Raw genomic sequence first — 24,528 nt, 5'->3', positions numbered from 1 at the left:
TTACAGCGTATTTAAGGTTTTAATAAAAGCTTTTTCGGCTTTAGTAAAAGCTTCTTCATCTATTGCAAATTCTCCATACCATATATATTCGTATATATAAGACAGGTATTCAAAATCTTTTCTCAGGCCAGGGTTGTTAATTTCATACAGGTAGTCTGAATTGGTCTTATCAGGATGCCATTCTATAATTTCCCTGTAAGTTAGCAACTTTAACAACCATAGGTAGTAATAGCGGGTTGCCAGCCTGTAATTGCCTGATTGTTTGGTTTCGTTAATTAAATCTTTAAAGTTAACCTGAGCGAGATCTTCGTTCATAATCTCGTTAATTGATATCTTTTTACCCGAACGTTTAAATATCCAGAAAATCTCCTTACCGGCAATAGATGAGGCAATAACATAAATCACAAAAATGATTAGTATCGCAGCAACTAGTTTAGTTATTATTTCTCCCCAGCTTATTCCGCCTTTTTCCTCGGCAACTTCTTCGTCTGAAGGGCCAAAAATGCTGTCCAGCAAATCTCTTAACCATTCCAAAAAGCGGTCCCATGCCGTTTTAGGTTTAGGTTTTATTTCATAAATAAATTCATCGGCTTTATAGCGCTCTTTAAAGCCGGGTTCAAATTCCCTTTGTGTATAGTTAACGGTATCAGTAGCCGAAAGTGCTGCTTCTGTTATCACAGAAACAGAATCGTTTACGGTAGCCTGACCCGATACCAATACAGGGAAGCAGATTAAAATAATATAAATAAGCAGTTTATTCACTTTCTCCTCCTATTAAATCTATTTGAGAATGAAGAGAATTGTTTCCTTTTTCTTCTTCATTACTATAGTAAATCATTCCCTGGCCTATTAAAGCCAGATTTGTTATTGCAAAACTTAAAAGTACAGTAAAGATTGTACCTATTATGGAAAGGATACTTGTACTTCCGTCAAACACTTCAGGATTAGCCTGATCCAGTAATGTAAAGGTTCCTATTATCTCCGGAAGAACGGTAACAAAAAACAGAACAGCAAAAACTATAATACCCATTATAGCAGTTGCACCTACATTTTTCCAAAAGCCATTAAGTACTATTGTGAACCCATTACCCATAGAGGTGAAAAATCCATTATCTTTAGTTAGGTTGTCATAAAAAGAAAGCAGGACCCAGCTAGCCATGAAAGACCCCATTACAACAAATACAAAGAATCCTAAAATAGAACCGAAAAGTCCTAAAGTAGCAAATATAAGCGCTGAAACAGCACCTGATACAATAAGCACCAGAGTTATCAGAGGTATAAATGAGATAAGCGAAGCTATAGGAAAAAGAACTATTTTTCCCAGTTTAGCTTTTAACAGGGCTATAATTTCTTTTGTTTCCGGAGCTTCTTTTTCCTGAATTGCTTTTAGGTAGAAAACGGCAACACTATAACATACAAGAGATAATACTAAATAGACAAAACATCCTAAAAAAGCCAAAATATAAAACGTGCCGTTATCCATCATAGAGCGGGTTACTTCGTCACCTCCTAAAATGAACTTAGCTAACAGAAATGTAACAAGCGATATTACCAGTAGTATACTGCCACTTATAATAAAATAGCTTTTAAGATAGTTTTTGCCGTGTGCCTTAAAAAAAGTGAAAGTATCACTTATAAGAGCGCCAAAATTACGCTGCTTGTAGAGTTGAAACATGTTTAAGGTGTGTGTTTTTATAAACCAGATAAGGGTATATTAAAAAATAAAATGATATTAACGATAGTGTAACCAGTATTATGGCAACACTAAGAAAGTTAGGCATATCCGGTGAATAGCGGGTTATAAACCCTTCCAGTATACCTGCCATTATGGTAAAAGGCATGGTGCCTATTACTATTTTCAGGCTGTTTTTTATTCCGATTTTTAAGGAAGCCATCCTTGAATATGTTTTAGGGAACAGTATAGATGCCCCTAATACCAAACCGGCAGCAGCCTCAATAACCATGGCAAAGATTTCCATAGAACCGTGTATCCATATACCGCGTACACTTTCCCAAAACACGCCATGCTCATAAAAGAAATACTGAAATGAGCCCAGCATGATGCAGTTTGAGAGCAATACATAACCTGTACCAAGGCCTCCAAAAGCCCCCAGTACATATGATGTAATTCCTACCCTTAGGTTATTTAAGGTAATGTAAAACCACATTCCCCAGTTACTACCATCTTTATAAACCGCAACAGGATTCCCGTTTTCTATATTTTCCAGAGTCATGTTTACATAACCGTCTCCTAAAATAAGCCTTACAAAACTACCGTCGTTCATAGCCGATAAAACGCCTATTCCGGTAAATATAAAGAACATGATAAAGGCATAAAGTACATATCTCCTGTATTGGTAAACAATAAGGGGTACTTCGGTTTTAAAGAAGCTTATAAACCTGTTGCCTTCTTCACGTTTGGTCTTATAAATTTTTTGATAGGTAATTGCAGCTAAATGATTTAGGTAAGTAACTGTCTTACTTTTAGTGTAATAGGTTTGTGCGTAAGAGAGATCGTTAACTAAATGTATATACAGGCTGGCTAACTCATCAGGATTTTTTTTAGCTTTACCAAAAATAGCCTGTTCAAATTCAAGCCATTTTTCTTTATTTTGTTTTATAAATGCTGCTTCTCTCATAGGGAAGCTAAAATAAAAAAATATGTCAGAATTATCCATAACCACAACACAAAATGTAAATATAAATTTTAACACGGCCTCTGTTGGCGAAAGGATACTGGCCTATCTTATTGACTTTGTTATTTTTATAGCTTATTACATTATAATGTATGGGGTTTTAAATGCCGGAGACTGGTATAAGGGAGATGATCGTGCAGTAGATGCAGCTATAAACGGACTAATATCTTTACCCGTGTTGTTTTATGCCTTAACGCTTGAAAGCCTTTTAGAAGGACAGACAGTAGGGAAGAAGGTTTTAAAGATTAAGGTGATTAAAATAGACGGCTATCAGTCGGGGTTTATAGATTATGTTCTTCGATGGATTTTCAGGATAATAGAGGTTACACCACCATTAAGCTTTATAGGGCTAGTTATAATGATAGTGAGTAACAAAACCCAAAGATTGGGAGATATGGCTGCCGGTACAGCAGTAATAGATCTTAAAAACAAAATTACAATAGACCATACCATACTTAAAGAGCTTAAGAACGATTATGTACCTACTTATCCGTTAGTTATCAGGCTTAGTGATAATGATATGAGGATTATTAAAGAGACTTATGAAACAGCCGTTAAGAGTGCTGATTTTGATGTTATCAATAAACTGGAGTATAAGATAGAAGCAGTTACCGGAATTAAATCGGTTTCTAAGAGCCCAATGGCTTTTATTGATACTATTATAAAAGACTACAACTACTACACACAAAAAATGTAATGTTTTTTTACCTGATTGATGTTTTCGGGACTATGGCATTTGCCATCTCCGGAGTTTTGACCGCGATTAATAAAAAAATGGATCCCTTTGGGGTTTTTGTTATTGCCTTTGTTACCGCAGTAGGCGGAGGAACCCTGCGTGATGTTTTGATAGGAAGATCGCCTGTAGGGTGGATGAGGGATCTTAATTATGTATATGTAATTATTGCAGGATTCTTTTTGGCGGTTATTTTCAGGAAAAAACTGGACAAGCTACGCACATCCCTTTTCTTTTTTGATACCATAGGACTTGGAGTCTTTACGCTTATTGGTCTTGAAAAAGGATTGGAAATAAACCTGCACCCTGTTATATGTGTAGCACTGGGTACCATGACAGCATGTTTTGGCGGAGTAACCAGGGATATATTATGTAACGAGATTCCTGTAATATTCAGGAAAGAGATATATGCCACTATCTGTATTTTGGGAGGCTGTGTTTTCTTTCTCCTAAAAGCACTGCATGTACCCGACGGATTACTTTATATACTTACATCGGGAGTTATTATAGCTACGAGGCTTATGGCGGTTGTGTTTAAATGGTCGTTGCCGCCTTTAAGCAGGGATTAATTATTGATAATCTCCATATTTTGAAATTGGTCGAGTATAGTGTGAAAAAGTATCTGAATTTCTTTTAGTTTTTCAAAATCATGTATCTCTTTTTCACAATAAAAAGAAAGTTCAGCCTGTCCTTCAGGAAGCTTATCTCCCCAAATACCTTCATTATCTGAAATGGATAAATTAATGTTTTGAATGCTTTCTATAGATTTTCTCACTTCGGGACTGTTTAGTAATTGTTTTACTTTAAAGCCGTTATTACTTTTTATGATAAAGTCTTTATCAAACTCATGATGTCCTGTCTCAATATCCTGCATTCCGAACAGCTTAGCGATGGAGCTAAAAATACTTTTACGGTAGATTTCAAAATAAAATTCCTGCTTAAATGAAAGAGGAGTAATCACCCTCGTATAAGTTTGGGTTACTGTAGTACTTGAAACAGTTTTGTAAACAGTATAATTATCAAAAATTATTCTATGGTTCTTATAAATTGTGTCAACTTTGGCGGAATGCCAAAAATGATGTTTTGTAAAAGAACCATTAATATACTTTGCAAATTCCTGCCATTGTAGAGATTTCATAAGGTATGTTTATTGTTTTATATCTTCAATAAGATGCATTTCCTGCAGCTGATTTATTACCACAGTAAGTAAATGGTAAATGGTTTCCAGTTCCCTAAAATCTTTAATGTCTTTGTGGGTATTATAACATAGCTCATATAGATTTTCGGGTGCTTTTCTGTTCCAAAAGGTTTTGCTTTTGGACAGAGTTATATAAATATACTTAAAGTTTTCAATTTCATTTCTTACTTCGGGAGTCCTTAATAGTTGTTTTATCTTAAAGCCATCATTACTTTTTACGATATATTTTTTATCAAAGTCAGGACTGCCTATAAGTATATCCTGCATACCGAAGTATTTAGCAATGGTTGTAAAGAAATTACTGTTGTATACCTGAAACACAAAATCCTTCTTTAAATAAAGAAACGCGGTTACTTTTGTACAGGTTTGGTTTGTTTCATCTCCTGTTGTGTAGTTTTCAAATACAACTCTGTTTCCCTTGTAGTTCTTTTCTACTTTAGAGGTATGCCAAAAACTTTTTTTTACAAATTCTCCCTGTATGTGTTCGGCAAATTCCTGCCACTTTTTTGTATTCATGATAAAGTGTGTTTGTGCTGTAAGAGTTCATTAAGGCCTTCTTTCTCAAAAAGTATACGGCCTATTTTAATATCGCTCCAACCCGGTTTAAGCTCATAGGTAAATGCCGGAGTACTTTCTTTAAGGTTGCAGTCTAAGTAATAGGTTGCAATACTACCGTTTTGTATCTCTTCCATTTCGGTAAGTTGGTGGAGGTGGCTTGATACAAAAAACAATGAGTTTTTAAAATTAAGCAGGCCTTTAAGCGTTGCTTTGCTTATTTCAAGAGCATCATCAATATTGGTTCCCCTAAACAGTTCGTCAAAAACGGCATAGTGGGGTTTATCTGTACCCGACTGCTCCACCACTTTCTTCAGGTTTATAATCTCGGTCATGAAATGGCTGTAGCCGCTTTGAAGGTCGTCGTTAAGATTGATAAATACCGATATGTTATCATACTTAGGGATCTTCGCCGCCTGTGCCGGTACCGCAAAACCTATATTGCCCAGATAAATACAAATACTGATTGCTTTTAGCAGGGTTGATTTGCCCGACATGTTGGGGCCTGTAATAAGTACTACATTGCTGTTTGCCTCAAAGGAGTTTTTTACCGGATTAGCCAATAAGGGATGATAAAATTGGGTAAGGGCTACCTGTTTCTCAGATATTTCAGGAAAGGCAAGTTTGTGTCGTATTATCCCCTTGGCTATAGATATATAGGCTTCAAAAAGGGTGTAGGCATCCTGAAAAGCTACAATTTCCTTTTTTCTTTTTTTAATTGAGATGAGTTTGAGAATCTGTACTATATGCTTAACCCCGAATTTGTGGGCCCTGATGAGGTTTTCATAATAATCCAGTTTAAAGCTGCTTAAAAAATCGTCGATAAGCCTTATGTCGTTTTTATACTCTTCAGGGAAAGGTACTGTAACAATATTTTTAATGTAATGATTATGCAGCCTGTGAAAAAGCATGATAAGTTGTACACAGCGGCTACGATAATCATAATGTTTTTGTTTAGAAAAATGTAGTTTTAGCTTTAGTCCTTTTTCAAGGAACTCCTCATCATCAAAACTTTGTAAAAAAATGTAGACCTGCCTGAAGTCTATACGGGAATAGGAATAGGTTTCAAAAAGGGAAATGTTTTCGAGAAAGCCTTTTAGAACATGCTGTCTGTATAGTATTTGTTCTTTTGTTTCGAGAGGTTTAAGCAATAGGTTTTTTACGGTTGCTTTAGCATCGTCGTTTAGTGTATAATTAAAAAGGTTGAGGATATCCTCATTAATACTCAGGTCTTTAATTTCCATCGGTGTGGTTATTTGCTTACATATACCCAGCCCACAATAGGTTCAGGGTAATCAGGATCGTTCAGTTCCAGCACAAAATAATAAGTGCCTACCGGTACGGTATTGTTGTCAGAACCTACTTTTTCTTCGGTTGCAACCCCGTCCCAGTCTTCCATACTGTGATCGCCTACCCATACAAGCCTTCCCCAACGGTTATAAATTTTCATTTTAAAATTGAGGAATATATTTCTAAGCCCTCTTACAAAAAATGTATCGTTTATACCATCGCCGTTAGGGGTAACATAATTATAGGTTTGCGGCGGACAGTTTTTTGTATACAACAAAAATGATGCTATAGTGTAGCAGAACTCATCATTTAAGCGAACAAAAATTTCCTGAGGGTTAGTTGTAGTAACAAAGCCTGTAGTGTTATTTATAGGGTTAACACCCTGTTCTGCATCCTGTTGTGTAAGATAGAAATTAACTGTATCGTCAGGGTCATTTTTTAATGACTGTGCGTAATCAGAAAAATCAAAAGTACCCAATCCGTAACCTTCATTACAGGAGATAATATCTTCCAGTCCTGTTATGGTTGGTGATGCTACTAAAGATACAGAGATAGTATATGTATTGTTTGTTTCGTCTGTTTCCTGTATTATGCCTGTGCCATCGCCTGTATCATCCACAACAAAGGTCAGCTCAAAATCCATAGGCAGGGCATCAGGAATGGTAAGTGTTATTGTTCCTTCTTCGCTACCGCCTATAGGTATGTTCATTAAGGTTTCGGTATATTCTATAAACTGTCCGTTTGCATAGATAGATATTGGTGTTCCGGCAGGCAGTATATCGTCACTATCTAAATTATAAACTGTATAAGATACTTCAATTATCCTCGAGTCGCAGGTTTTAACCACATCATACGCTGTTATGGTTGCATCGGGGAAAAGGCAGTCTACTGCATAAAGAAAGAATGAGCCAATGGTATAACACCCGTGTTCATCCTCCAGGCGAACAAAAATTTCCTGTGCCGGTCCGTTAGATGTATAATTCTCCGGATTGGTAATATGGTCAATATCATTATTGGCATTATCTTGTGATGTATAGAAACGAACAATATCCGTTGGCGAGTTTTTAAGGTCTTCTTCATAAGCCGAGAAATCAAAAATCCCTATACCGCTGTTATTAGCCGTTTCACAAACAGTTATGTCTTCAGGCTGCTGTAGGGGAGGAGATACCCATCGTGTTACGTTAACCGTAAAGGAATTATTGTTTTCGTTGGTTTCGGTAATACTTCCTGTTCCGTTACCATTGTCATCTACAACAAATACCAGTTCAAAATCAACAGGAGTATCCGGCGGTAGATTTATGGTAATAGTGCCATTTTCATTACCATCTATGGGTAATTCTGTTTGTGTTTGTGTAGTCCCTACCAAAATGCCATTAGCATAGACGGCTATAGGAGTTCCTGCCGGGAGCGGGTCTGTACTGTTTGTATTGTATACCGTATAATCTACGTCCAGACTTAAAGAATTACACTCTTGCCTTACATCGGTAACTTCAATAGTAGCATCGGGCAGCTGGCTGTTAAGTTTGGTTATAATGGCATTTACCATTACAAAATCCTGTGCCGACTGCAGGCTTATCTCTGCCGATTCATCACCAATCTGTATCATGTTCTGGATATTGTAAATATCAAGATCCATATTGTACATATCGCTGGCTCCGGTAACACTGTTAGTGCCGTTAAAGGCATTATTAGAGGGATTTAACGGTGGGTTGCCAAGTACGTTTCCATTAATGGATAGTACTTCGTTGTTAGCAATATTGGCGTCGCCTTCCCACGCAATAAAGCCTATGCTCGCCCCAATATTGTCTATTACATTAAGGCTGGGAAGAGTAATGTCTATAGATGTGGGTACAAACTGTAACCCGTCATAAAGATTAAGCTGGTTTAAGGGGAGGTTGTCATTTTCATAAACAACAAAAATGGCCCATCCTCCAAAGTTTGTCCCGTTTTGGCAATACAGGTTAGAGGAAGGAGGGACGTCATTATTAATTACATCGGTAAGATCAAGTTCAGAAACCGTATAGGTACCGTTACCTGTGGTTTGAACTAAAGAGGTTACATCGGCAAAGGCACTGAAAAAATCACGGGGAATTAAATCGGAAGTACTAACAAATACCACAGGGAAAGTACGTGTTGCCACTACGTCCTGTCCGTTAAGCTGTATTTCAAAATCACCCGTACCTGAACCTGCCCAATAAAGATAGGCCTTAAATATCTGGTCATCCGGATTTAAGTTAAGCTCTGCCGAAGATGAGGTTAGTATGCTACAGTCAAGTCCGGCGCCGTTTGGTATGGTGTTGAGCGTATTACCTACAAAAGTAAAATCATATTTACCGTTAAACTGCTCGTATAATTGAATATCTACCTGACTGTATAAAGAGGATACAGCAAACAACATTAAAAAAATGGAGAGTAGTTTTCTTTTCACGGCAAATTTATTTTTGCTTAAAAATAGAAAATATTTGATAAAGCTGTCCTTTTTTGCTTAAATGTATAACAAATACAGCGTTTTAGATTATTAAACCTCATAAATTCCCTATGTGCCGGATAATTTTCTATTTTTACCAGTTCAAAAGAGAATTATGAGTCATATATTTTTATACTTCGATCCCGGTACAGGTGCTTTAATAGTGCAGCTGCTTGTTGCGGTTGGAGCTTCCATAGCTTTATTTTATAAAAGGATTACCACAAAAATAAAATCTGTTTTTGGTAAGAAGCAGGAGCAGGACCTAATGGGAGATATTGATATAGAAGACAAATCTGATGCAGACACAAAATAGGCATGCTTCTTCGTTCAGGGATCCGTCGGGATATATTTTTACAGAGAATGATACTGTATTAAGACAGGTAAACCCTGTATACTTTAAGCAATATAATTCGCTTAAGAATAAAGGGTTTTATGATAAGCTTTTTAAAGCGGGTCTTCTTATCCCGCATGAAGAAGTAAAGGCAGATGATAATGGAATTGTAATTAGGCCTGAAAATATTCCGTTTTTTTCCTATCCATACGAATGGAGTTTTAATCAGTACAAACATGCTGCGCTTCATACCTTAAAACTGCAGAAATACTGTATTCAAAATGGTTATTCGCTTAAGGATGCCACAGCATTTAATATTACGTTTCATAAAGGAAAGCCTGTTTTTGTAGACAGCCTTTCTTTTGATTTTTATACAGATGGTGAGCCGTGGAGAGCCTACAGGCAGTTTTTAATGCATTTTTTTGCCCCATTACTTTTGGCAAAGTATTATGGTAACGATATACTTAAGCTGCTTATGCAGCATATAGATGGTATTCCGCTGGATAAGGCTGCAAAAATGTTACCTTTTAAATGCAGGTTTAGTCCGGTTATTTATACCAATATTTATCTTACGGCTAAGTATGATGCCAAGTACAGCAATAGTGTAGGTGCAGAAAAAGAAAGGAAAATAAATATTTCAAAAGAGGCACAAATCAAGATATTAGATTCGCTCTACAACTACATTAAAGATCTTGAGCTTAATGAAAAGACAGAGTGGAAAGACTATTATAGTATAACCAATTATGATGCTGAAGCTTTTGATTACAAAAAGGATTTGGTTAGAAAATGGTATGGAAGTGTAAATGCTTCTAAGCTTATTGATTTTGGCGGTAATGACGGTACTTTTTCGCGAGTGCTTAAAGATTTGGCAGAGGAAATACTGGTAACCGACATTGACCCCAATGCTGTAGACCAAAACTACCTACAGGTCTTAAAAAACAAAGAGAGTAATATATTACCACTGGTTAGCGACCTGGTGAATCCGGTTCCCGGAATAGGACTCAACAATGCCGAAAGGGATTCCTTGCTGGATAGGATTAAAAAAGGTAACTATGATATGGCTATGGCACTTGCCCTTATACATCATATATCCCTTACGGGAAATGTGCCGTTTAGTATGTCGGCAAATCTGTTTGCTTCTTTAACGCCTTATCTTATTATTGAGTTTCCGGACAGGGGAGACTCTTGGGTAGACTTCCTTTTAAACAGTAAACGTGAGTTTAAAGGTCATTTTGACGGTTATAACATTACCGATTTTGAAAAGGAATACAGTGTGTATTTTGATATAGTAGAAAAACAACTTATACCTAATACACAAAGGACGATGTATTTACTAAAAAGAAAATAAACATGATTGAAAAACTAAGGCAAAAGATTTTAGATTTTATCAATTCTGATAAGGATACTCCCATATTGGCAGGATTTAGCGTAGGCTTATACCTGCTTTTGTTCTATTACTCTAAGAACTTTGCTTTAGCTAATTCATTAGTACAGCTTTCCTTATTTGCGGCATTTTATATAATTATACCCGTTACGGTTTTATTTTTTGGATACAAGGTACTTCCTCTTGTAAAGCTTGGCGAGTATAGAAGAAACTACCTGTTTGTAGGGATGCTGGGCATATTGTTTTACTTTATTTTTGATCTTATTGTTTTACAGTTTACAGAAAAAGGTACGCTGTTGCTAATAATAATAGCAGCATGGTTTATATCAAAAAAATATAAAAAGTATTACAAGCTTTTTATCATACTGTTTATTTTTCTTTCCTTTTTTAATCTGGTACCAATTTTAGGAATTGTTTTCTCTAAAGCTGATAAACAATGGCAAAAACAGCCAGATAATATAGAAATGGCAGTCTTTAAAAAGAGGCCAAATATCTATTACATTCAGCCGGACGGTTACACTAATCCGGTAAACTTTAGGGATAGCATTTATAACTTTGATAATACTGCCTTTTGGAACTATCTTGACAAGGAAGGCTTTAAGGTGTATGATAACCAAAGGTCTAATTATTATTCTACACTGCTTTCAAATTCCTCCATGTTCTCTATGAAACATCACTACAGTGCAGCCGATGTTGAAAAATACAGGGCAAGGGAAATAATTGTGGGAGATAATGCCGTACTGCGAACGCTTAAGAATAATAATTACAAAACTCATCTTATAAGCGAAAAGCCTTATTTGATAATGAACAGGCCTGATTTAGGTTACGATTACTGTAATATATCTTATTCGGAAATACCTGTTATTAAAGACGGATGGGCTGTTAATTATGACGTTTTTGAATCGCTTAAAAATAATACTCAAAATATTAGTGACGGAGGTAACTTTTTCTTTATTGAAAAATTCACTCCTGGACATATAGGTGTATACGAACGCTCAATAGCTGAAGAACAGGCAATACAGGAAGAAAAGGATAAATACCTTAGCGGAGTTAATGAAGCCAATATTTGGTTAGAGAAAGTTATTACTTACCTTGAAGAGAAAGACCCGGGTGCAATAATAATTATAGGGGCTGATCATGGTGGTTTTGCAGGTTTTGCCTATAGTTTGCAGTCTAATTACAAAACGACAAATAAATACAAGGTAAACTCTATGTTTGGGGCTTTGCTGGCAATAAAATGGAATGATGCCGAAGCGGATGCTTATGACAAAGAACTGAAAACGAATGTGAATATTTTTAGGGTATTGTTTTCTTATCTGTCTCAGGATAAGTCTTATCTTGAAAATTTGCAGGAAGATAAGAGCTATGTGCGTCTTAAAGAACCTCAGGGACTTTATCTTTACATAAATGATAAGGGAGAACAGGTGTTTGAAAAGATAGAAAAATAAGCATGTACAGAGTTGAGAAATATACGGTTGATTATTACACACAATGGAATGATTTCGTGAGCCGTTCTAAAAACGGTACGTTTTTGTTTCATCGTGATTTTATGGAGTATCACAGCGACCGTTTTATTGATTACTCATTACTTGTGTTTGAAAATGATAAAGTGGTAGCGCTTTTTCCGGCTAACAGTAAAGATGATATTATATATTCCCATCAGGGGCTTACATACGGAGGGTTTCTGTTAGAGAATAAAAGCCTGGGAGAAAAAACAGAGCAGGTTGTTAATGCCGCCTTTCAATTCCTTTCAGAAAAAGGATTTAAAAAAGGTATCATAAAACAAATATTGCCCATATACCATAAATATCCTGCTTTTGAAGCTGATTATGCCCTTTTCAGTAAAGGCGCTAATATTATCCGCAGGGATATGAACCTGGCGATTGATTATTCGCTTCCGCTTACAATTTCCAAAAGTAAAATGAAACATTACAGGCGGGTAAGCAGTTTGGGAATGGAAATAAGGCAGGATAATAATTTTAAAGATTTTTGGCAAAACGTTCTTGTTCCCAGACTTGCAGCTAGGCATAATGCAAAGCCAGTACACACTCTTGAAGAAATAGAGCTATTGCAAAGCCGTTTTCCTGAAAACATATTTCAGTATAATGTTTATTATAATGACGAAATAGTATCAGGAATAACCCTTTTTGATTCGGGAACAGTTGTTAAATCGCAATATGGTGCTACTACAGGTAGGGGCGAAGAGTTAAGGGCGTTGGACTACCTTTTTATAACCCTTATTGAAAAGTTTAGTAATACCAAACGTTTTTTTGATATGGGTACTGTTACAGAAGCAGACGGATATAATGCCGGATTACTTAAGCAGAAAGAGGAGCTGGGCTGTAATGTATATATCCAGGATTTTTATGAGGTAACAATAACTGAATAGCTCTAAAATTATTTGGAATTTGAAGTTAATCAATAAGATAAAAGGCAATCCTGTTCTTAAGGTTTTTTCCCTTAACTCCCTTAGTGTGGGGATAAGGTTGGCGGGAGGCATAATAATTTCAAAAATCATTGCGCAATTTCTTGGCCCTGCAGGACTCGCACTTATTGGTAATTTAAGAAACGTACTTTCCATAACCGATTCAGTTTCTACACTTGGCTTTCAAAACGGTATTGTTAAATATGTAGCCGAACATCAGAAAGAGGAAACAAAGCTTAAAGAGATTTTAAGTACTGTTTTTTTTGTTTTGTTAGGAGTAGTAGCAGTACTAAGTATCGGTGTTTTTTTTGGTGCCGGTTATTTTAGCGAAGTGTTTTTTAAGGATGCAGCTTATAAATGGATTTTTAAAATGATAGCTTTTGCTATGCCCTGGTATGCAGGGAATATCTTTTTAATTTCTATATTAAACGGTTTAGGTAATTATAAAAAAGTAATAAAGGTTAATATTTCAGGAAATGTTTTTGGGGTATTACTTTCGGCCGTTCTTATTATTTACCATCAGCTAAACGGAGCGTTAATAGCTGTAGCACTTAGCCCGGCATTACTTTTTATTTTTTCCTTTATTATGTTAAGGGGAGAAATATCTCTTTCAACATTTATCAGAAAACCTTTTTTTAAGGTTACGATACTTAAAAATCTGTTTTATTACAGTTTAATGACTCTGGTTACTGTAGTTACGGGTTCTTTGGTTACTTTGTACATAAGAAATCTTATAATTGATTTGTATGGGGAGATACAGGGGGGGTATTGGGAAGCGGTTAACCGTTTTTCATCCTATTATCTTATGTTTATTTCCACTTTACTAACGGTCTATTTTTTACCAAAGTTAAGTACGGCGATAACCAATAAAGAAACCAAAACTGTATTTTATAGTTACTATAAAACGGTAATGCCACTTTTTGGTATAGGACTGTTTCTGGTTTTTGTTTTTAAGTATGTAATTATTACAACTCTCTTAAGTGACGAGTTTTTACCTGTTGGCCCACTTTTTAAATGGCAGTTAGCGGGCGACTTTTTAAAAGCATGTTCTATTATTTTAGGGTATGAGTTTTTTGCCAAGAAAATGACAAAGGCATTTATAGCAACTGAGATTTTTTCATTTGTAACGCTGTATTTATCTGCAACATATTTTATAAAACAGTATGGAGCAGAAGGTGCTGTTATGGCTCATGCCTTTACCTATGCTTTATATTTAGGACTTTTATTAGTGGTTTTTAGGAAGAAAATATTCGCCTAATCACTTTAACAATATTTTAACTTTTAAAAATATTTATTTATTAATAGTCCACTTTTTCTTTTTTAAAGGCACATACTAAAAAAAAAGTTTTAATTATTTAAAATACAGCTATTTAAATTTTAATTATCTCTTTTTTGAAGAGTTTTGAATAAATCTATTTCATAGTTTAGTGTTCTAATTTAAACCACACTAATCATGAAAAAAATTTTAATTACAGGTGTACTTTTCCTGTTTGCAGTAACTGCAAAAGCACAAACTACAATTTACAATGGTAGTAGTAGTCTTACAAGTTCTAGAACAGTTACTTTAGGTACTTATTCTTTACATTTTAGGCCTAGTCTTCTTACTTCTGGATTATATATTAATTCATCAGGTAATGTAGGGATCAATTCAACTTCTCCTACAGAAAAACTAGATATTAATGGAAATGTTAAGGCTACTGCAGGTTACTTTACAAAGTCTGCGCCAAATGGTTCTAACTTTGCTACTAATACTGAAAGGGTACAAGCATCATTAGCTTTTGCTGCAGGTACTTTGGTTGATGCACCCAGTGGCATGAGAACATTATATTTATTAGATATGCCTTCTTCAAATATGGATCCTAAACCTGTTGTTTGGTTTGGTGTAAATGACCGTGAAGATTGGAGTAGACTTCGTTTTAGAGCTGAATTAGGAGGTAATTCACAATTTATATTGTTTGATAAAACACAAACAGAACATTTTGCTGTTACAGATGACGGTGTACAAAATTTTGTTATGAGAATGGCAAAACCTAACTCATATGTTTGCATTGGTACTTCTTCTTACATAGATGGTAGTGATGTTTATAAGTTATCTGTTTCCGGTAAAGTTAGGGCACATGAGGTAAAAGTTTATAATACCTGGGCAGATTATGTTTTTGAAAATGATTATGACCTAAAATCACTTGAACAGGTTGAGGCATTTATTGCAGAAAACGGACATTTGCCAAATGTTCCATCAGCAAAAGAAGTAGAGGCTAAAGGTATTGAGCTTGGTGAGATGACCAAAATACAACAGGAAAAAATAGAAGAACTAACTCTTTATTTAATTCAACAGAATAAAGAAAATCAGCAACTTAAAGAAGAGCTTAAAGAATTAAAGGCTTTAGTAAATACTCTGATTGATGAAAAGAAATAACTACGTTTAATTTATTAAAACTAATATTATGAAAAACGTATGTTTATATATATGCATTTTGCTTAGTTTATTAGGCTTTGCGCAAGATCCTAATAATCATTGGCAAATGGGTTCGTTAGATTTTGATTTTTCTACAGATCCTGTTCAGATAAATACAATTGGACAAGGGAATCCGGAATATAATGGAGGAGCAACAATAAGTGATGCTAATGGTAATTTGTTATTTTATTTTAATGAAGGAAATAATGAATTAAGGGATAGAAATCATGATCTTATAGAAACTGTACTTTATCAAGGAGGAGGCCTGCCAATGGGTAAAAGTAGCATAATTCTTCCTTATCCGGGAAACATAAATAAATTTTATGTTTTTTGGGGATATTCTGAGCAAATTCTTTGTTGTCCGGTTCATAGTTTTTATATGTATTCAATTGTAGATTTTACCAATAATCCTTTAGGAGAAGCGATTGACTTTAATAGTCAAGTTGGTTCATATGATAATACAAAAGCAAAAATGTTAAGGGATAACAATGGTGTAGAAATTGACAATGATGGTAATCAAAGAGCAATAGCTTATTCTGAAAATGCTGCGGGAACCGGCTATTGGGTTATTGTTGAATTTGAAGGGAAAATATTTAGTTTTTCAGTTACTCAAAGCGGAGTAAGTTCTGTTCCTGTAGCATCGTATGCTCCAACTGTTTATCAAGGAGATAACAATATGATGAGAATAGCGCCTGATTACTCTAATCCAAGCATTACAAAACTTTATACCTCATCAACAGGGAATTATGTTAATAGTTTTGATTTTAATAAATCGACAGGAATGCTATCTAATTATCAGCAAATCTCACTAGGCTCTTATAGCGAAAATGGGTTTGAGTTGTCTCCCGATAATTCAAAAATGTATGTAATATCATCAGTTGGTACTATTATTGTAAAAGACCTTACCTCACTTTCAACTGCTCCAAGGGTTTTATATCAATATGCAAACCCCTCTTTACAGGCTTCGGGATCTTTCTTGCAAAAAGACAAACATGGAAATGTTTTAGTTGGAGGGAATACATCCTATATTCATAAAGTACAGAATCCTAATTCTTTTCAAAATTCATCGGTACAAACTAATTATGTTTATCTGAATGGAGAAACTATAGATGCTTTTCCACAGTTACAACCTTCTACTTTATTTGTACCATCATGTATAGATGATATTACACTATCAACTATTGAAACGAATGCAAGCTATTCTTATGAAGTTGATAATACAATAACTACAAATAATAATTACTCTGTAAGTTCTGGAAAGAATATTACTTTTAAAGCAGGCAATGCAGTTTATTTAAAAGCTAATACACATTTAAGAGCTGGTAGTGTTGTTGTTGTCAAAATTGAAGAATGTGAATTGATATCTTTAAAACCAGCTAAACTGACATCAAAAATGTATGATGATGACGATTTAAGTGATAATGAATATCTTAAAAGTTTTGTAATGTATCCTAATCCTAGTAACAGTGTTTCTACAATTAAGCTGGATAATGGAGTAATTACAAGGCTAACAGTTACTTCTATTGAAGGGGTAACAATGTATAATGGTAGTCCTCTTCAAAGTTCGTTTGATTTAGATATCTCAAACTACAGGCAAGGTATATATATTGTAACTGTAGAAACTCAAAAAGGAGAAATCTTTACAGAGAAATTAATGAAAAATTAAACAAATTATTAAAAGCCCCGCTTTGCGGGGCTTTTTTTATTTCCAAGCCTTGAGGTACTTTTCTGCAATTTTAATATAGTTATGCTCTTTCTCTATAAAAGCTCTGGCTCTTAGGCTTATCGCTTTTATTTCATTTGGATTTTCAATAAGGTAAGATAGTTCGTTAACAATTGCCTTTGTATCGGGTAACGCATTTATGGCTACTCTCTCTGTAAGATTATATTGTTGGGAAAACTCGGCCTCTGCACCGGTAAAAACTACCTTTCCTTTTGCCATAGCTTCTAAGGCATTATACCCTTGGTCATAACCATAGGTTTGATCCAGTAATATATGTGCCCTGTCATACAGTTTTATGTATTCGTTATAGGGTACGTTCTCGGTAATTATAATCTCTACTTTGTCTCTGTATTTTTCCTGTATTATGGTTAGGGATTCTTCAAAAAAGTTAATTCCTTTTTTTACATAGCTCAATCGGTTAATACCTAAAAAGATGACAATCTTATCCGTTATATCCGGCTGGTTATACGTTATGGTATCCGTATTTATAGGGTTTGGTATAAAGTTAGTTTTATATCCCATTGCCTTCATGGGTACCTCATAATCCAAATCGGAAGTTACAAGGCAAGCGGAATTGTTTTTTACCCATTCAAAAAGCTTTTTATATGCAGGTCTAAGGTATTTAAGAGAGTATGTAAAATCACTTTCAGGAGCTCTTTTTTCAAGATATGGGGTAAGTATAGAGTATTTAAGGTTTCCGCTAAGGCAATACTTTATAATAGGTGTATCGTCTCCACAAATTAGCAGACTCATTTGCCTGTTTTGGTTTAAAAGCTTTTTGTAAAGCTTTAAAGCATGCTTAGGCTGAGATTCAACAGCGTCAGAATTAATTAACTGTATATGGTCAAAACCTCTTAGTTTAGGTAATAGTTTATTAAACCGATATCCTTTTTCAGTCTCCTCTAAATTATATCCGGTTAGTTTGTAAATAAGATTTTTAAATTTTCTTAAAAACCAATAATCGTTAAAAAGCTTTGGGTATATTGAATAGTCAGTATCAAACTTTTTAAAGTTGTCTCCTGTTCCTACTATAATTACTTTATGGCCTAAAGCGGTTAAACCTTCCTTTAAGGAATTGTGAAGCCTGCTATATTCGCCAAGTAAAAGTATTTTCATTAGTGAGTAGGGAAATTTTTATATTTGTGTAAATATATAAACAATTGCAGGAAGGTTTTAAAAAATCGGATATCGAAATTTTGGTTTCTACTATGAACCGTAGTTCACTTGACTTCTTAAAACCAATGTTTGTTTCTCATTTCTCTGATTATTCAATATTGGTTATAAATCAGACAACACAGAATAATTTGCTTCAGTCGGATTATCCAAGCGTTAGGGTAATTAATTCTTTTGAAAAAGGATTAAGTAAAAGCCGTAACATGGCCCTGCAAAATGCAAAAGGGGAGCTATGTGTTATAGCTGATGACGATATACAATATAAGGATGATTTTCAGGAAAAAATACTCAGAGTGTTTAATGAAAATCCCGATACTGCAATTGCTGGTTTTAGGGTTGTAAATCCCGAGGGAACTTTGTTTAAAAAATATCCCAAAGCAAGATTAATAAATCCTGATACATTACAGCTTTTAAGTATAATGTCGGTAGAAATGGTGTTAAATAAAACTGTTATACATGATGAAATAAAATTTGATGAAAGATTTGGATTAGGTGCTCAGTTTACAATGGGAGAGGAAGGTGTTTTTATTTTTGGCTTGCTAAACAGAGGCTTTAAGATTATAATGGAACCTGAGGTTTTATTGCAACATCCTAAAGAGCATACTAATTTAAAAATATCAGTTTCTGAAAAGTACTATGTACAGGGCGCTTTTATCTATAAAATATTTCATAAGAATTATTTTATGTGGTTATTTGTTAAGATATTTTTTGACTTGAAACAGGGAAAAATTAAATTTGGAGATATAAAAACAGCGTGGAGAGCTGCTGCGAAAGGGAAAAAAGACCTGAACAGAATATGAAGAACAATATAACAATTAACGATTTACAGATAATTTCATTACCCAGAATTGAGGATAGGAGGGGTAACCTTTCAGTAATTGAAAAAGATATTCTTCCTTTTGAATTTAAAAGGGTTTATTATTTATATGACGTTCCTGGTGGTGCAGAAAGAGGAGGGCATGCTCATAAAAATCTTCAGCAGTTTTTAATAGCACTCAGTGGCAGTTTTGATGTGGTATTGCATGATGGAAAAGACGAAACAACTGTAGCCCTTAACTTACCTCATAAAGGGCTGTTAATACCTACGGGTATTTGGAGAGAGCTTAAAAACTTCTCTTCCGGTGCAGTTTGTTTGGTGCTGGCATCAGATGTATATCTTGAAGAAGACTATATAAGAGATTTTAATGAATTTCTTGAATTTAAGAAATGAGGTTACTCTATATAACTACAAAGGTGAGTGGTGCCGGGGGAATGCAGAAGGTACTGGCTGTTAAGACAGATTACCTTATTGAGCATAGTGATTATAAGATTGATATACTCATATCTAATGCAGAGCCTGGAGAAGAGGTCATTCATGAATTCAATCCGTCAATAAATTTTCATCAAATAAGTCCTGCAAAGGGTCTTGCTTACTTTAAATCGTATTCAAAACTTTTAAAAAATAAGATAAAAGATATTAATCCAGATATTATCATAATGTGTGATAATGGATTAAAGAGCTTTCTTCTCCCTTTTATAATGAAGAAAGATTATCCTTTGATATATGAACTTCATGTTGCAAAGAGGATATTAAGTAAAGGGGATGGTTTGTTTAAATTTGTGAGAGATAAAATTATTTTCTCTTTTATCTCTTTTTGTTCATCTGCGTTTGATAGGTTTGTAGTACTAACACCTAGCGAAAAAGAGGAATGGAATCTGAAGAATATTGTAGTTATACCAAATCCGTTATGGTTTACTAATGAAAGTTTAAGCCGACTGGAAAATAAAACAGTAGTTGCCGTTGGTAGGCATGTGTATGAAAAAGGTTATGACAGGATGTTTGAAATATGGAAAAAAGTCTTGGATAAACATCCTGATTGGCAACTGCATATTTATGGAGATAAAAATATTGATATAAATCTGGAAGAATTAGCAAATAGTATTGGGATAAATGAGAATGTAAAATTTTTTGATGCCACAAAAAATATACTTAAAGCTTATCATGAGGCTTCTTTATACTTAATGACTTCGCGATATGAAGGTTTCGGAATGGTTCTTATAGAAGCTATGGGCGTAGGAGTGCCTTGTATAGCTTATAACTGTCCAACCGGCCCTTCTGGTATTATAATTAATGGTTATAATGGCTATTTGATTGATGATGGTGATGAGAAGGCTTTTGCAAATGCTGTTTTACAGTTGATAGAGCATGAGGAAATGCGTGAGGAAATGGGGAAAAATGCATACAACTCTTCTCAAAGATTTTTTTTGCCTGAGATTATGCAAAAATGGAATGATTTATTTACCTCTCTTTTGAAGTAACGTTAAATACCCTAATCTATACAAATCAAAAACAAAAAGAGAAGGTTTTCCTCCAAGCAGATTTTTTTGCATAAATGATTTATTTGCCCTGAAAAATAAACTTAGTAAACCGGTAAGGCCAAACTTTTTTAAATTGACATATGTTTTAGACAGCCTCATGTAGTTTGCGTCTAAAAGTTGGTGATCAAGTAAATATTTTAGGCCTTTTATGGAATCTTCAGCTTTTATAAGGCATATATAGCTTGTATCCAGACCCAAATGATAAACCGGATTAGCAATATGCTCCATTGTAATTTTATTTAATGAAAGATCATATGAAAAAAGGATATCCTCATACCTTAAATTTGGTATCGTCTCATTAAATGTAACTTTCTTAAAAACCGACTTTTTTATGGCAAAGTTTAGGGTAAGCATGCTAAGATAAGGGTCTGACATTCTTTTTTTAACCGATAGAGCTTCACGACTGTTGCCATATACCCATCGCAACAATTCCTGTTTTTCAGGTTGCTTTTCCTGATATATAATACCTCCGTAAATAACTTTTTCCTCATCGTTTAAGTGTGGAATGTATTTAGAAATTAAGGTGTTGTTTACGGGCATAGTATCGGCATCTAAAAATAGCAGCCAGTTATATTGCGCCCTTTTAGCCAGTAAGTTTCTTATTCCGCTTCGTCCTAAGTTTTCTTGAAGCACCTCGTAGCTACAGTTGTCTAGATTGTTTATTTCCTGATTAGCCTTTATCGTACCCTCATTTTTTGAAGCATCATCTAAAGCTATAATTTCAAAAACAATATTTTCACTTAAACATTGTTTTAGTAAATTTTCTACAAGAGGAAATACGTTATAATTATATACAGGAATTAAAACAGACAGCATTTAAAACAGTTTTTGCAAATGTAATAAACTAAGTAGTATACATTCTATCAGCTAATGTTTATATTTGGAGAAAATCTTTACATATGGACAGACACTCTTACTCTGAGCTTATATACAATTCAATCCTTCAAAAGAAACAGGAGCTTACTGAGCAATATAATAAAACTGCCGCAGGTATAGGTCATTTTTATCTGGATAACCTTTTACCGGAAGAATTGGCACTGGAAATTTATAAAGCATTTCCTAAGTCTGAGGAAATGGTGCTTAAAAAAAGTATAAGGGAAGATAAGTATGTTGCTGCACAAATGGATAAATATAATCCGGTTCTGGAGGAGATTATTTATGCTTTTCAGGATAGAAAAATTGTTAGGCTTGTAGGAGAAATATGTGGGTTGAAAGATATTTTGCCAGATGATAATCTTTATGCGGGTGGTATTTCTATGATGGGGCATAAGCAGTTTTTAAATCCGCATCTTGATAATTCTCACGATAAGGACAGGGCATTATGGAGGGTTTTAAATCTTTTATACTATGTAACTCCCAATTGGGAAGAGCAATATGGTGGAAATCTTGAGCTTTGGCCAAACGGATTAAAAGCCAGGCAAATTACCGTGCATAGTAAGTTTAACAGACTTGCTGTAATGGCGACACATAGCCATTCTTTACATTCGGTATCCCCGGTAAATTATGATGGATTCAGGTGTTGTGTTTCAAACTATTATTTTTCCGGTGAACCTTTAAAACAAACCGATTCATTTCATGTTACCTCTTTCAGAGGAAGACCAGAGAATAAAATTACTGATGTGGTATTACGTTTAGATACCTTTTTAAGGATGGGTCTTCGTAAAATGTTTAAAAAAGGGGTAAGAGAAAACCCTCATGTATACAAAAAGAAGTAATTATTAAGTTTTTAGCTTTTTTCCAAAAGTAAGCAGTACAACAATAATCATTAAAAACTCAAAAGGGTAGCTAAATCTTGAATTAGTGCCATAAGTAGCCATAGCCTGTAATATTGAGGCAGCAAAAATTACTGTTGTAATAATAATTGCAGGATTGATTTCTTTTTTGCGAAAAAACTGCACTATATGGTAGGGTATAAGCAATACAAAAATTAGTTTGATTAAATAGAGTAAAAAACTTTGTGTCAGCCATAAAAGGTAAAGAGCCTGATTAGCATGTGCTACTTTAAAGCTTTTGTAATTCCAGTAAATGGCAGTATTCCAAAAATCTCTCCATGATACAAACACCTGCTTAGAATAGTCAATAGGGTTTTTCTTTATTGTGGCTTTACTGTATTCGCTTAGTTTGGCAGAAAAGTCGGGCAGGTAAGATAATTTGGTCATGCCCATAAGTTCCGGCCTTGCAAACCAAATGGTCATGGCTACATCTTTATCTGCAGCAATAATTTTTTCTCTGTAGTCGGCATAAGTATCTCCTATCTCTTTATATTCTTCAGGGCACTTTTCGGCAAAATAAACACAGTTTTGCGCTATGTTAATTCCCCAATAGGTAGTTGAAACAAAATAACCTGTATTAACCTTATTTACATAAGACCATCCTAAAAAAGAAAGGAGGGGAAATATAAACAGGATAAGGCGAATATTGATGATTTTTGAAACACTGAAATTCTTCAGGGTATAAAATCCGTAAATTAAAAACGGCAGAAATATATAGAACGGTTTTATAAGTATAAGAAAGCCTATAAGCAGGCTTAATATGATGCTGTTTTTTAGTTTATGTTCTGTATATAATCCTTTTGTAATAAAATAAAATATCAGCGTAACAAAAAATAGTGTAAAGCTTTCTGTCAGGATATTGGTTTCATAAAAAATTACATGAAGCAAGCTGTTAAATATCAGTATTGAAATTAATGATGCCTTAGTTGTAAAGTTTAGTAGCTGTAAAGTTTTATACTGATAAATGGCATTTATGGTTCCTAAGACAAACTGAACGACTACAGCAATAATTAGTGAATTTCCTGTAAGGGCAAGAAGTATAGGATATCCGGGGCTGCGCGTTCCCAGATAGCCTTCCAGATTAAAATCGGCTAAACGTTCTGCCAGTTCTGTATAACCTGACGAATCAGGAAAAATAGTGATGTTTTGATAAAGCAATACAATAATCAGCCTGCTGATAAAGCAAAAAGCGATAATAGTGGCAATAGGCCTTTTAGTGAGGGTATTTATTATATTACTTACCATAGGCAAAGTGTATTTTTACAAGCTGATAAGGGAAGCCTAATAAATCTTTAAAGGTTATTTTGCTGTCTCCTTTTTCTATCCATATGCTAAGGCCGTATTCAAATATCTTGTGAAGGTAATTTTTTTCAATTTCCCTGTAGCGTAAAAGTAGCTCCAAATCAAAAACCCACTTGGTTATAAATGGTTTTTCAAATAATGTTGCTGCCAGATCATGGGTTATAATTTTTGCACCACACTGGGTATCATATACTGGGGCTTTAAGTATCAGTTTGCTGGCAATGGTTGCAAATATCCTTCCGGAATAATGCCTGTAAGAGTAGCGGGTTATATCGCTGCCCAGTTTTTTTATCCTGCTGCCCATTACAAAGGTGTAATTAGGGTTTTTACAGGCAAACTCCCATATCCTGAAAAACTCATCAAAAGGAGTGGCTAAATCGGCATCAAGATACCCTATATGAGTGTAGCTTTTGTCTTTGCTGTATAATACAGCCTGCCTGATAGCTTCTGCTTTTCCGCCGTTCTTTTTAAGGTCTAAGGCAGTTGCATTAGGAAATTTGTCGCTAAGTTTATTAAGGATTAAAGCTGTATTGTCAGAACTACCATCGTTAACCAATAAAAAGTCGCAGTTGGCATGACTTGTAAAAGCCTGAGTAAAAGTATCTCGCTCAATTCTGGATGCTTCGTTGTAAAACGGAATAATAAGCAACAGCTTTTTGTCCATAA

24 protein-coding genes are annotated in these 24,528 nt (G+C 34.7%); 13 read left to right on the top strand and 11 right to left on the bottom strand.

Annotated elements, in window-relative coordinates:
* Genes FUA48_RS17575 through FUA48_RS17565 form a run of 3 tightly spaced genes read right to left on the bottom strand, consistent with a single transcriptional unit; the run spans position 1 to position 2,639 of the window.
* Positions 1 to 762 carry a DUF4129 domain-containing protein gene (locus FUA48_RS17575; RefSeq protein ID WP_147584804.1) on the bottom strand — a complete coding sequence of 254 codons (762 nt, stop codon included), beginning with the start codon at positions 760 to 762 and terminating at the stop codon, positions 1 to 3.
* Positions 755 to 1,675, bottom strand: coding sequence for a hypothetical protein (locus FUA48_RS17570; protein WP_147584803.1), 921 nt, complete (start codon positions 1,673 to 1,675; stop codon positions 755 to 757). Before FUA48_RS17570 ends, FUA48_RS17575 begins: the two co-directional genes overlap by 8 nt.
* Positions 1,650 to 2,639, bottom strand: a complete 990-nt coding sequence (locus FUA48_RS17565; protein ID WP_147584802.1) for a stage II sporulation protein M — start codon at positions 2,637 to 2,639, stop codon at positions 1,650 to 1,652. The genes FUA48_RS17570 and FUA48_RS17565 overlap by 26 nt, the downstream gene beginning before the upstream one ends.
* A gap of 22 nt (positions 2,640 to 2,661) precedes the next feature.
* On the opposite strand from FUA48_RS17565, the gene FUA48_RS17560 reads away from it, so the two are divergent.
* Together FUA48_RS17560 and FUA48_RS17555 are read left to right on the top strand one after the other, a co-directional pair.
* Positions 2,662 to 3,393, top strand: coding sequence for an RDD family protein (locus FUA48_RS17560; RefSeq protein ID WP_147584801.1), 732 nt, complete (start codon positions 2,662 to 2,664; stop codon positions 3,391 to 3,393).
* Entirely contained in the window at positions 3,393 to 3,998 is a 606-nt protein-coding gene (locus tag FUA48_RS17555) for a trimeric intracellular cation channel family protein (protein WP_147584800.1), read from the top strand. The genes FUA48_RS17560 and FUA48_RS17555 overlap by 1 nt, the downstream gene beginning before the upstream one ends.
* Here the strand turns inward: FUA48_RS17555 and FUA48_RS17550 are convergent.
* Genes FUA48_RS17550 through FUA48_RS17535 form a run of 4 tightly spaced genes read right to left on the bottom strand, consistent with a single transcriptional unit; the run spans position 3,995 to position 8,900 of the window.
* Positions 3,995 to 4,567 carry a DUF3137 domain-containing protein gene (locus FUA48_RS17550; RefSeq protein ID WP_147584799.1) on the bottom strand — a complete coding sequence of 191 codons (573 nt, stop codon included), beginning with the start codon at positions 4,565 to 4,567 and terminating at the stop codon, positions 3,995 to 3,997. The genes FUA48_RS17555 and FUA48_RS17550 overlap by 4 nt on opposite strands.
* Positions 4,568 to 4,576: 9 nt before the next feature.
* Positions 4,577 to 5,143 carry a hypothetical protein gene (locus FUA48_RS17545; protein WP_147584798.1) on the bottom strand — a complete coding sequence of 189 codons (567 nt, stop codon included), beginning with the start codon at positions 5,141 to 5,143 and terminating at the stop codon, positions 4,577 to 4,579.
* Complete coding sequence (locus FUA48_RS17540; protein WP_147584797.1) at positions 5,140 to 6,426, bottom strand: MutS-related protein; 1,287 nt, start codon at positions 6,424 to 6,426, stop codon at positions 5,140 to 5,142. Before FUA48_RS17540 ends, FUA48_RS17545 begins: the two co-directional genes overlap by 4 nt.
* An 8-nt stretch (positions 6,427 to 6,434) precedes the next feature.
* Complete coding sequence (locus FUA48_RS17535) at positions 6,435 to 8,900, bottom strand: T9SS type B sorting domain-containing protein (RefSeq protein WP_147584796.1); 2,466 nt, start codon at positions 8,898 to 8,900, stop codon at positions 6,435 to 6,437.
* A gap of 154 nt (positions 8,901 to 9,054) precedes the next feature.
* Between FUA48_RS17535 and FUA48_RS17530 the strand changes: the two genes are divergently transcribed.
* The 7 genes from FUA48_RS17530 to FUA48_RS17500 all read left to right on the top strand — a co-directional run bounded on the left by FUA48_RS17530 (position 9,055) and on the right by FUA48_RS17500 (position 17,200).
* Positions 9,055 to 9,252 carry a hypothetical protein gene (locus FUA48_RS17530; protein WP_129751866.1) on the top strand — a complete coding sequence of 66 codons (198 nt, stop codon included), beginning with the start codon at positions 9,055 to 9,057 and terminating at the stop codon, positions 9,250 to 9,252.
* Positions 9,236 to 10,618, top strand: a complete 1,383-nt coding sequence (locus tag FUA48_RS17525; RefSeq protein WP_147584795.1) for a class I SAM-dependent methyltransferase — start codon at positions 9,236 to 9,238, stop codon at positions 10,616 to 10,618. The genes FUA48_RS17530 and FUA48_RS17525 overlap by 17 nt, the downstream gene beginning before the upstream one ends.
* Positions 10,619 to 10,620: 2 nt before the next feature.
* The gene (locus FUA48_RS17520; protein WP_147584794.1) at positions 10,621 to 12,102 is read left to right on the top strand and encodes a hypothetical protein; all 1,482 of its coding nucleotides are present in this window, start codon (positions 10,621 to 10,623) and stop codon (positions 12,100 to 12,102) included.
* Between the two features lie 2 nt (positions 12,103 to 12,104).
* On the top strand, positions 12,105 to 13,043 hold the full coding sequence (locus FUA48_RS17515; RefSeq protein WP_147584793.1) for a FemAB family protein: 939 nt from the start codon (positions 12,105 to 12,107) through the stop codon (positions 13,041 to 13,043).
* 19 nt (positions 13,044 to 13,062) lie between these two features.
* Positions 13,063 to 14,337 carry an O-antigen translocase gene (locus FUA48_RS17510; RefSeq protein ID WP_147584792.1) on the top strand — a complete coding sequence of 425 codons (1,275 nt, stop codon included), beginning with the start codon at positions 13,063 to 13,065 and terminating at the stop codon, positions 14,335 to 14,337.
* Positions 14,338 to 14,532: 195 nt separating this feature from the next.
* Entirely contained in the window at positions 14,533 to 15,495 is a 963-nt protein-coding gene (locus FUA48_RS17505) for a hypothetical protein (RefSeq protein ID WP_147584791.1), read from the top strand.
* 28 nt (positions 15,496 to 15,523) lie between these two features.
* On the top strand, positions 15,524 to 17,200 hold the full coding sequence (locus tag FUA48_RS17500) for a T9SS type A sorting domain-containing protein (protein WP_147584790.1): 1,677 nt from the start codon (positions 15,524 to 15,526) through the stop codon (positions 17,198 to 17,200).
* A gap of 36 nt (positions 17,201 to 17,236) precedes the next feature.
* Here the strand turns inward: FUA48_RS17500 and FUA48_RS17495 are convergent, their stop codons facing one another.
* A complete protein-coding gene (locus FUA48_RS17495; protein ID WP_147584789.1) occupies positions 17,237 to 18,373 on the bottom strand; it encodes a glycosyltransferase in 1,137 nt (378 codons plus the stop codon).
* 92 nt (positions 18,374 to 18,465) lie between these two features.
* On the opposite strand from FUA48_RS17495, the gene FUA48_RS17490 reads away from it, so the two are divergent.
* From FUA48_RS17490 to FUA48_RS17480, 3 genes are read left to right on the top strand one after another with little or no spacing between them, the layout of a single operon-like run.
* Complete coding sequence (locus FUA48_RS17490) at positions 18,466 to 19,230, top strand: glycosyltransferase family 2 protein (RefSeq protein ID WP_147584788.1); 765 nt, start codon at positions 18,466 to 18,468, stop codon at positions 19,228 to 19,230.
* On the top strand, positions 19,227 to 19,640 hold the full coding sequence (locus FUA48_RS17485) for a sugar 3,4-ketoisomerase (protein WP_147584787.1): 414 nt from the start codon (positions 19,227 to 19,229) through the stop codon (positions 19,638 to 19,640). The genes FUA48_RS17490 and FUA48_RS17485 overlap by 4 nt, the downstream gene beginning before the upstream one ends.
* Positions 19,637 to 20,728, top strand: a complete 1,092-nt coding sequence (locus FUA48_RS17480) for a glycosyltransferase family 4 protein (RefSeq protein ID WP_147584786.1) — start codon at positions 19,637 to 19,639, stop codon at positions 20,726 to 20,728. The genes FUA48_RS17485 and FUA48_RS17480 overlap by 4 nt, the downstream gene beginning before the upstream one ends.
* Here the strand turns inward: FUA48_RS17480 and FUA48_RS17475 are convergent.
* On the bottom strand, positions 20,705 to 21,604 hold the full coding sequence (locus tag FUA48_RS17475) for a glycosyltransferase family 2 protein (RefSeq protein WP_147584785.1): 900 nt from the start codon (positions 21,602 to 21,604) through the stop codon (positions 20,705 to 20,707). The two genes, FUA48_RS17480 and FUA48_RS17475, sit on opposite strands and share 24 nt — an antisense overlap.
* Before the next feature lie 83 nt (positions 21,605 to 21,687).
* Between FUA48_RS17475 and FUA48_RS17470 the strand changes: the two genes are divergently transcribed.
* The gene (locus FUA48_RS17470; protein WP_147584784.1) at positions 21,688 to 22,503 is read left to right on the top strand and encodes a 2OG-Fe(II) oxygenase; all 816 of its coding nucleotides are present in this window, start codon (positions 21,688 to 21,690) and stop codon (positions 22,501 to 22,503) included.
* Positions 22,504 to 22,506: 3 nt separating this feature from the next.
* Here FUA48_RS17470 and FUA48_RS17465 read toward each other — a convergent pair whose 3' ends face one another.
* Together FUA48_RS17465 and FUA48_RS17460 are read right to left on the bottom strand one after the other, a co-directional pair.
* A complete protein-coding gene (locus FUA48_RS17465; protein ID WP_147584783.1) occupies positions 22,507 to 23,805 on the bottom strand; it encodes a glycosyltransferase family 39 protein in 1,299 nt (432 codons plus the stop codon).
* Positions 23,795 to 24,526, bottom strand: coding sequence for a glycosyltransferase (locus FUA48_RS17460; protein ID WP_147584782.1), 732 nt, complete (start codon positions 24,524 to 24,526; stop codon positions 23,795 to 23,797). The genes FUA48_RS17465 and FUA48_RS17460 overlap by 11 nt, the downstream gene beginning before the upstream one ends.
* Positions 24,527 to 24,528 lie beyond the last annotated feature (2 nt).

The organism is Flavobacterium alkalisoli (assembly GCF_008000935.1).
Lineage (GTDB): Bacteria > Bacteroidota > Bacteroidia > Flavobacteriales > Flavobacteriaceae > Flavobacterium > Flavobacterium alkalisoli.
Note: the sequence above shows the minus strand (reverse complement) of the source record. Positions and strands in the feature narration are given on the sequence as shown.

Coding starts and splice junctions, on each gene's coding strand:
- FUA48_RS17460 (WP_147584782.1), bottom strand. CDS start 24,526: ATGGACAAAAAGCTGTTGCTTATTATTCCGTTTTACAACGAAGCATCC.
- FUA48_RS17555 (WP_147584800.1), top strand. CDS start 3,393: ATGTTTTTTTACCTGATTGATGTTTTCGGGACTATGGCATTTGCCATC.
- FUA48_RS17525 (WP_147584795.1), top strand. CDS start 9,236: ATGCAGACACAAAATAGGCATGCTTCTTCGTTCAGGGATCCGTCGGGA.
- FUA48_RS17470 (WP_147584784.1), top strand. CDS start 21,688: ATGGACAGACACTCTTACTCTGAGCTTATATACAATTCAATCCTTCAA.
- FUA48_RS17565 (WP_147584802.1), bottom strand. CDS start 2,639: ATGAGAGAAGCAGCATTTATAAAACAAAATAAAGAAAAATGGCTTGAA.
- FUA48_RS17475 (WP_147584785.1), bottom strand. CDS start 21,604: ATGCTGTCTGTTTTAATTCCTGTATATAATTATAACGTATTTCCTCTT.
- FUA48_RS17570 (WP_147584803.1), bottom strand. CDS start 1,675: ATGTTTCAACTCTACAAGCAGCGTAATTTTGGCGCTCTTATAAGTGAT.
- FUA48_RS17465 (WP_147584783.1), bottom strand. CDS start 23,805: ATGGTAAGTAATATAATAAATACCCTCACTAAAAGGCCTATTGCCACT.
- FUA48_RS17495 (WP_147584789.1), bottom strand. CDS start 18,373: ATGAAAATACTTTTACTTGGCGAATATAGCAGGCTTCACAATTCCTTA.
- FUA48_RS17505 (WP_147584791.1), top strand. CDS start 14,533: ATGAAAAAAATTTTAATTACAGGTGTACTTTTCCTGTTTGCAGTAACT.
- FUA48_RS17540 (WP_147584797.1), bottom strand. CDS start 6,426: ATGGAAATTAAAGACCTGAGTATTAATGAGGATATCCTCAACCTTTTT.
- FUA48_RS17545 (WP_147584798.1), bottom strand. CDS start 5,143: ATGAATACAAAAAAGTGGCAGGAATTTGCCGAACACATACAGGGAGAA.
- FUA48_RS17500 (WP_147584790.1), top strand. CDS start 15,524: ATGAAAAACGTATGTTTATATATATGCATTTTGCTTAGTTTATTAGGC.
- FUA48_RS17530 (WP_129751866.1), top strand. CDS start 9,055: ATGAGTCATATATTTTTATACTTCGATCCCGGTACAGGTGCTTTAATA.
- FUA48_RS17515 (WP_147584793.1), top strand. CDS start 12,105: ATGTACAGAGTTGAGAAATATACGGTTGATTATTACACACAATGGAAT.
- FUA48_RS17485 (WP_147584787.1), top strand. CDS start 19,227: ATGAAGAACAATATAACAATTAACGATTTACAGATAATTTCATTACCC.
- FUA48_RS17480 (WP_147584786.1), top strand. CDS start 19,637: ATGAGGTTACTCTATATAACTACAAAGGTGAGTGGTGCCGGGGGAATG.
- FUA48_RS17550 (WP_147584799.1), bottom strand. CDS start 4,567: ATGAAATCTCTACAATGGCAGGAATTTGCAAAGTATATTAATGGTTCT.
- FUA48_RS17520 (WP_147584794.1), top strand. CDS start 10,621: ATGATTGAAAAACTAAGGCAAAAGATTTTAGATTTTATCAATTCTGAT.
- FUA48_RS17560 (WP_147584801.1), top strand. CDS start 2,662: ATGTCAGAATTATCCATAACCACAACACAAAATGTAAATATAAATTTT.
- FUA48_RS17490 (WP_147584788.1), top strand. CDS start 18,466: ATGAACCGTAGTTCACTTGACTTCTTAAAACCAATGTTTGTTTCTCAT.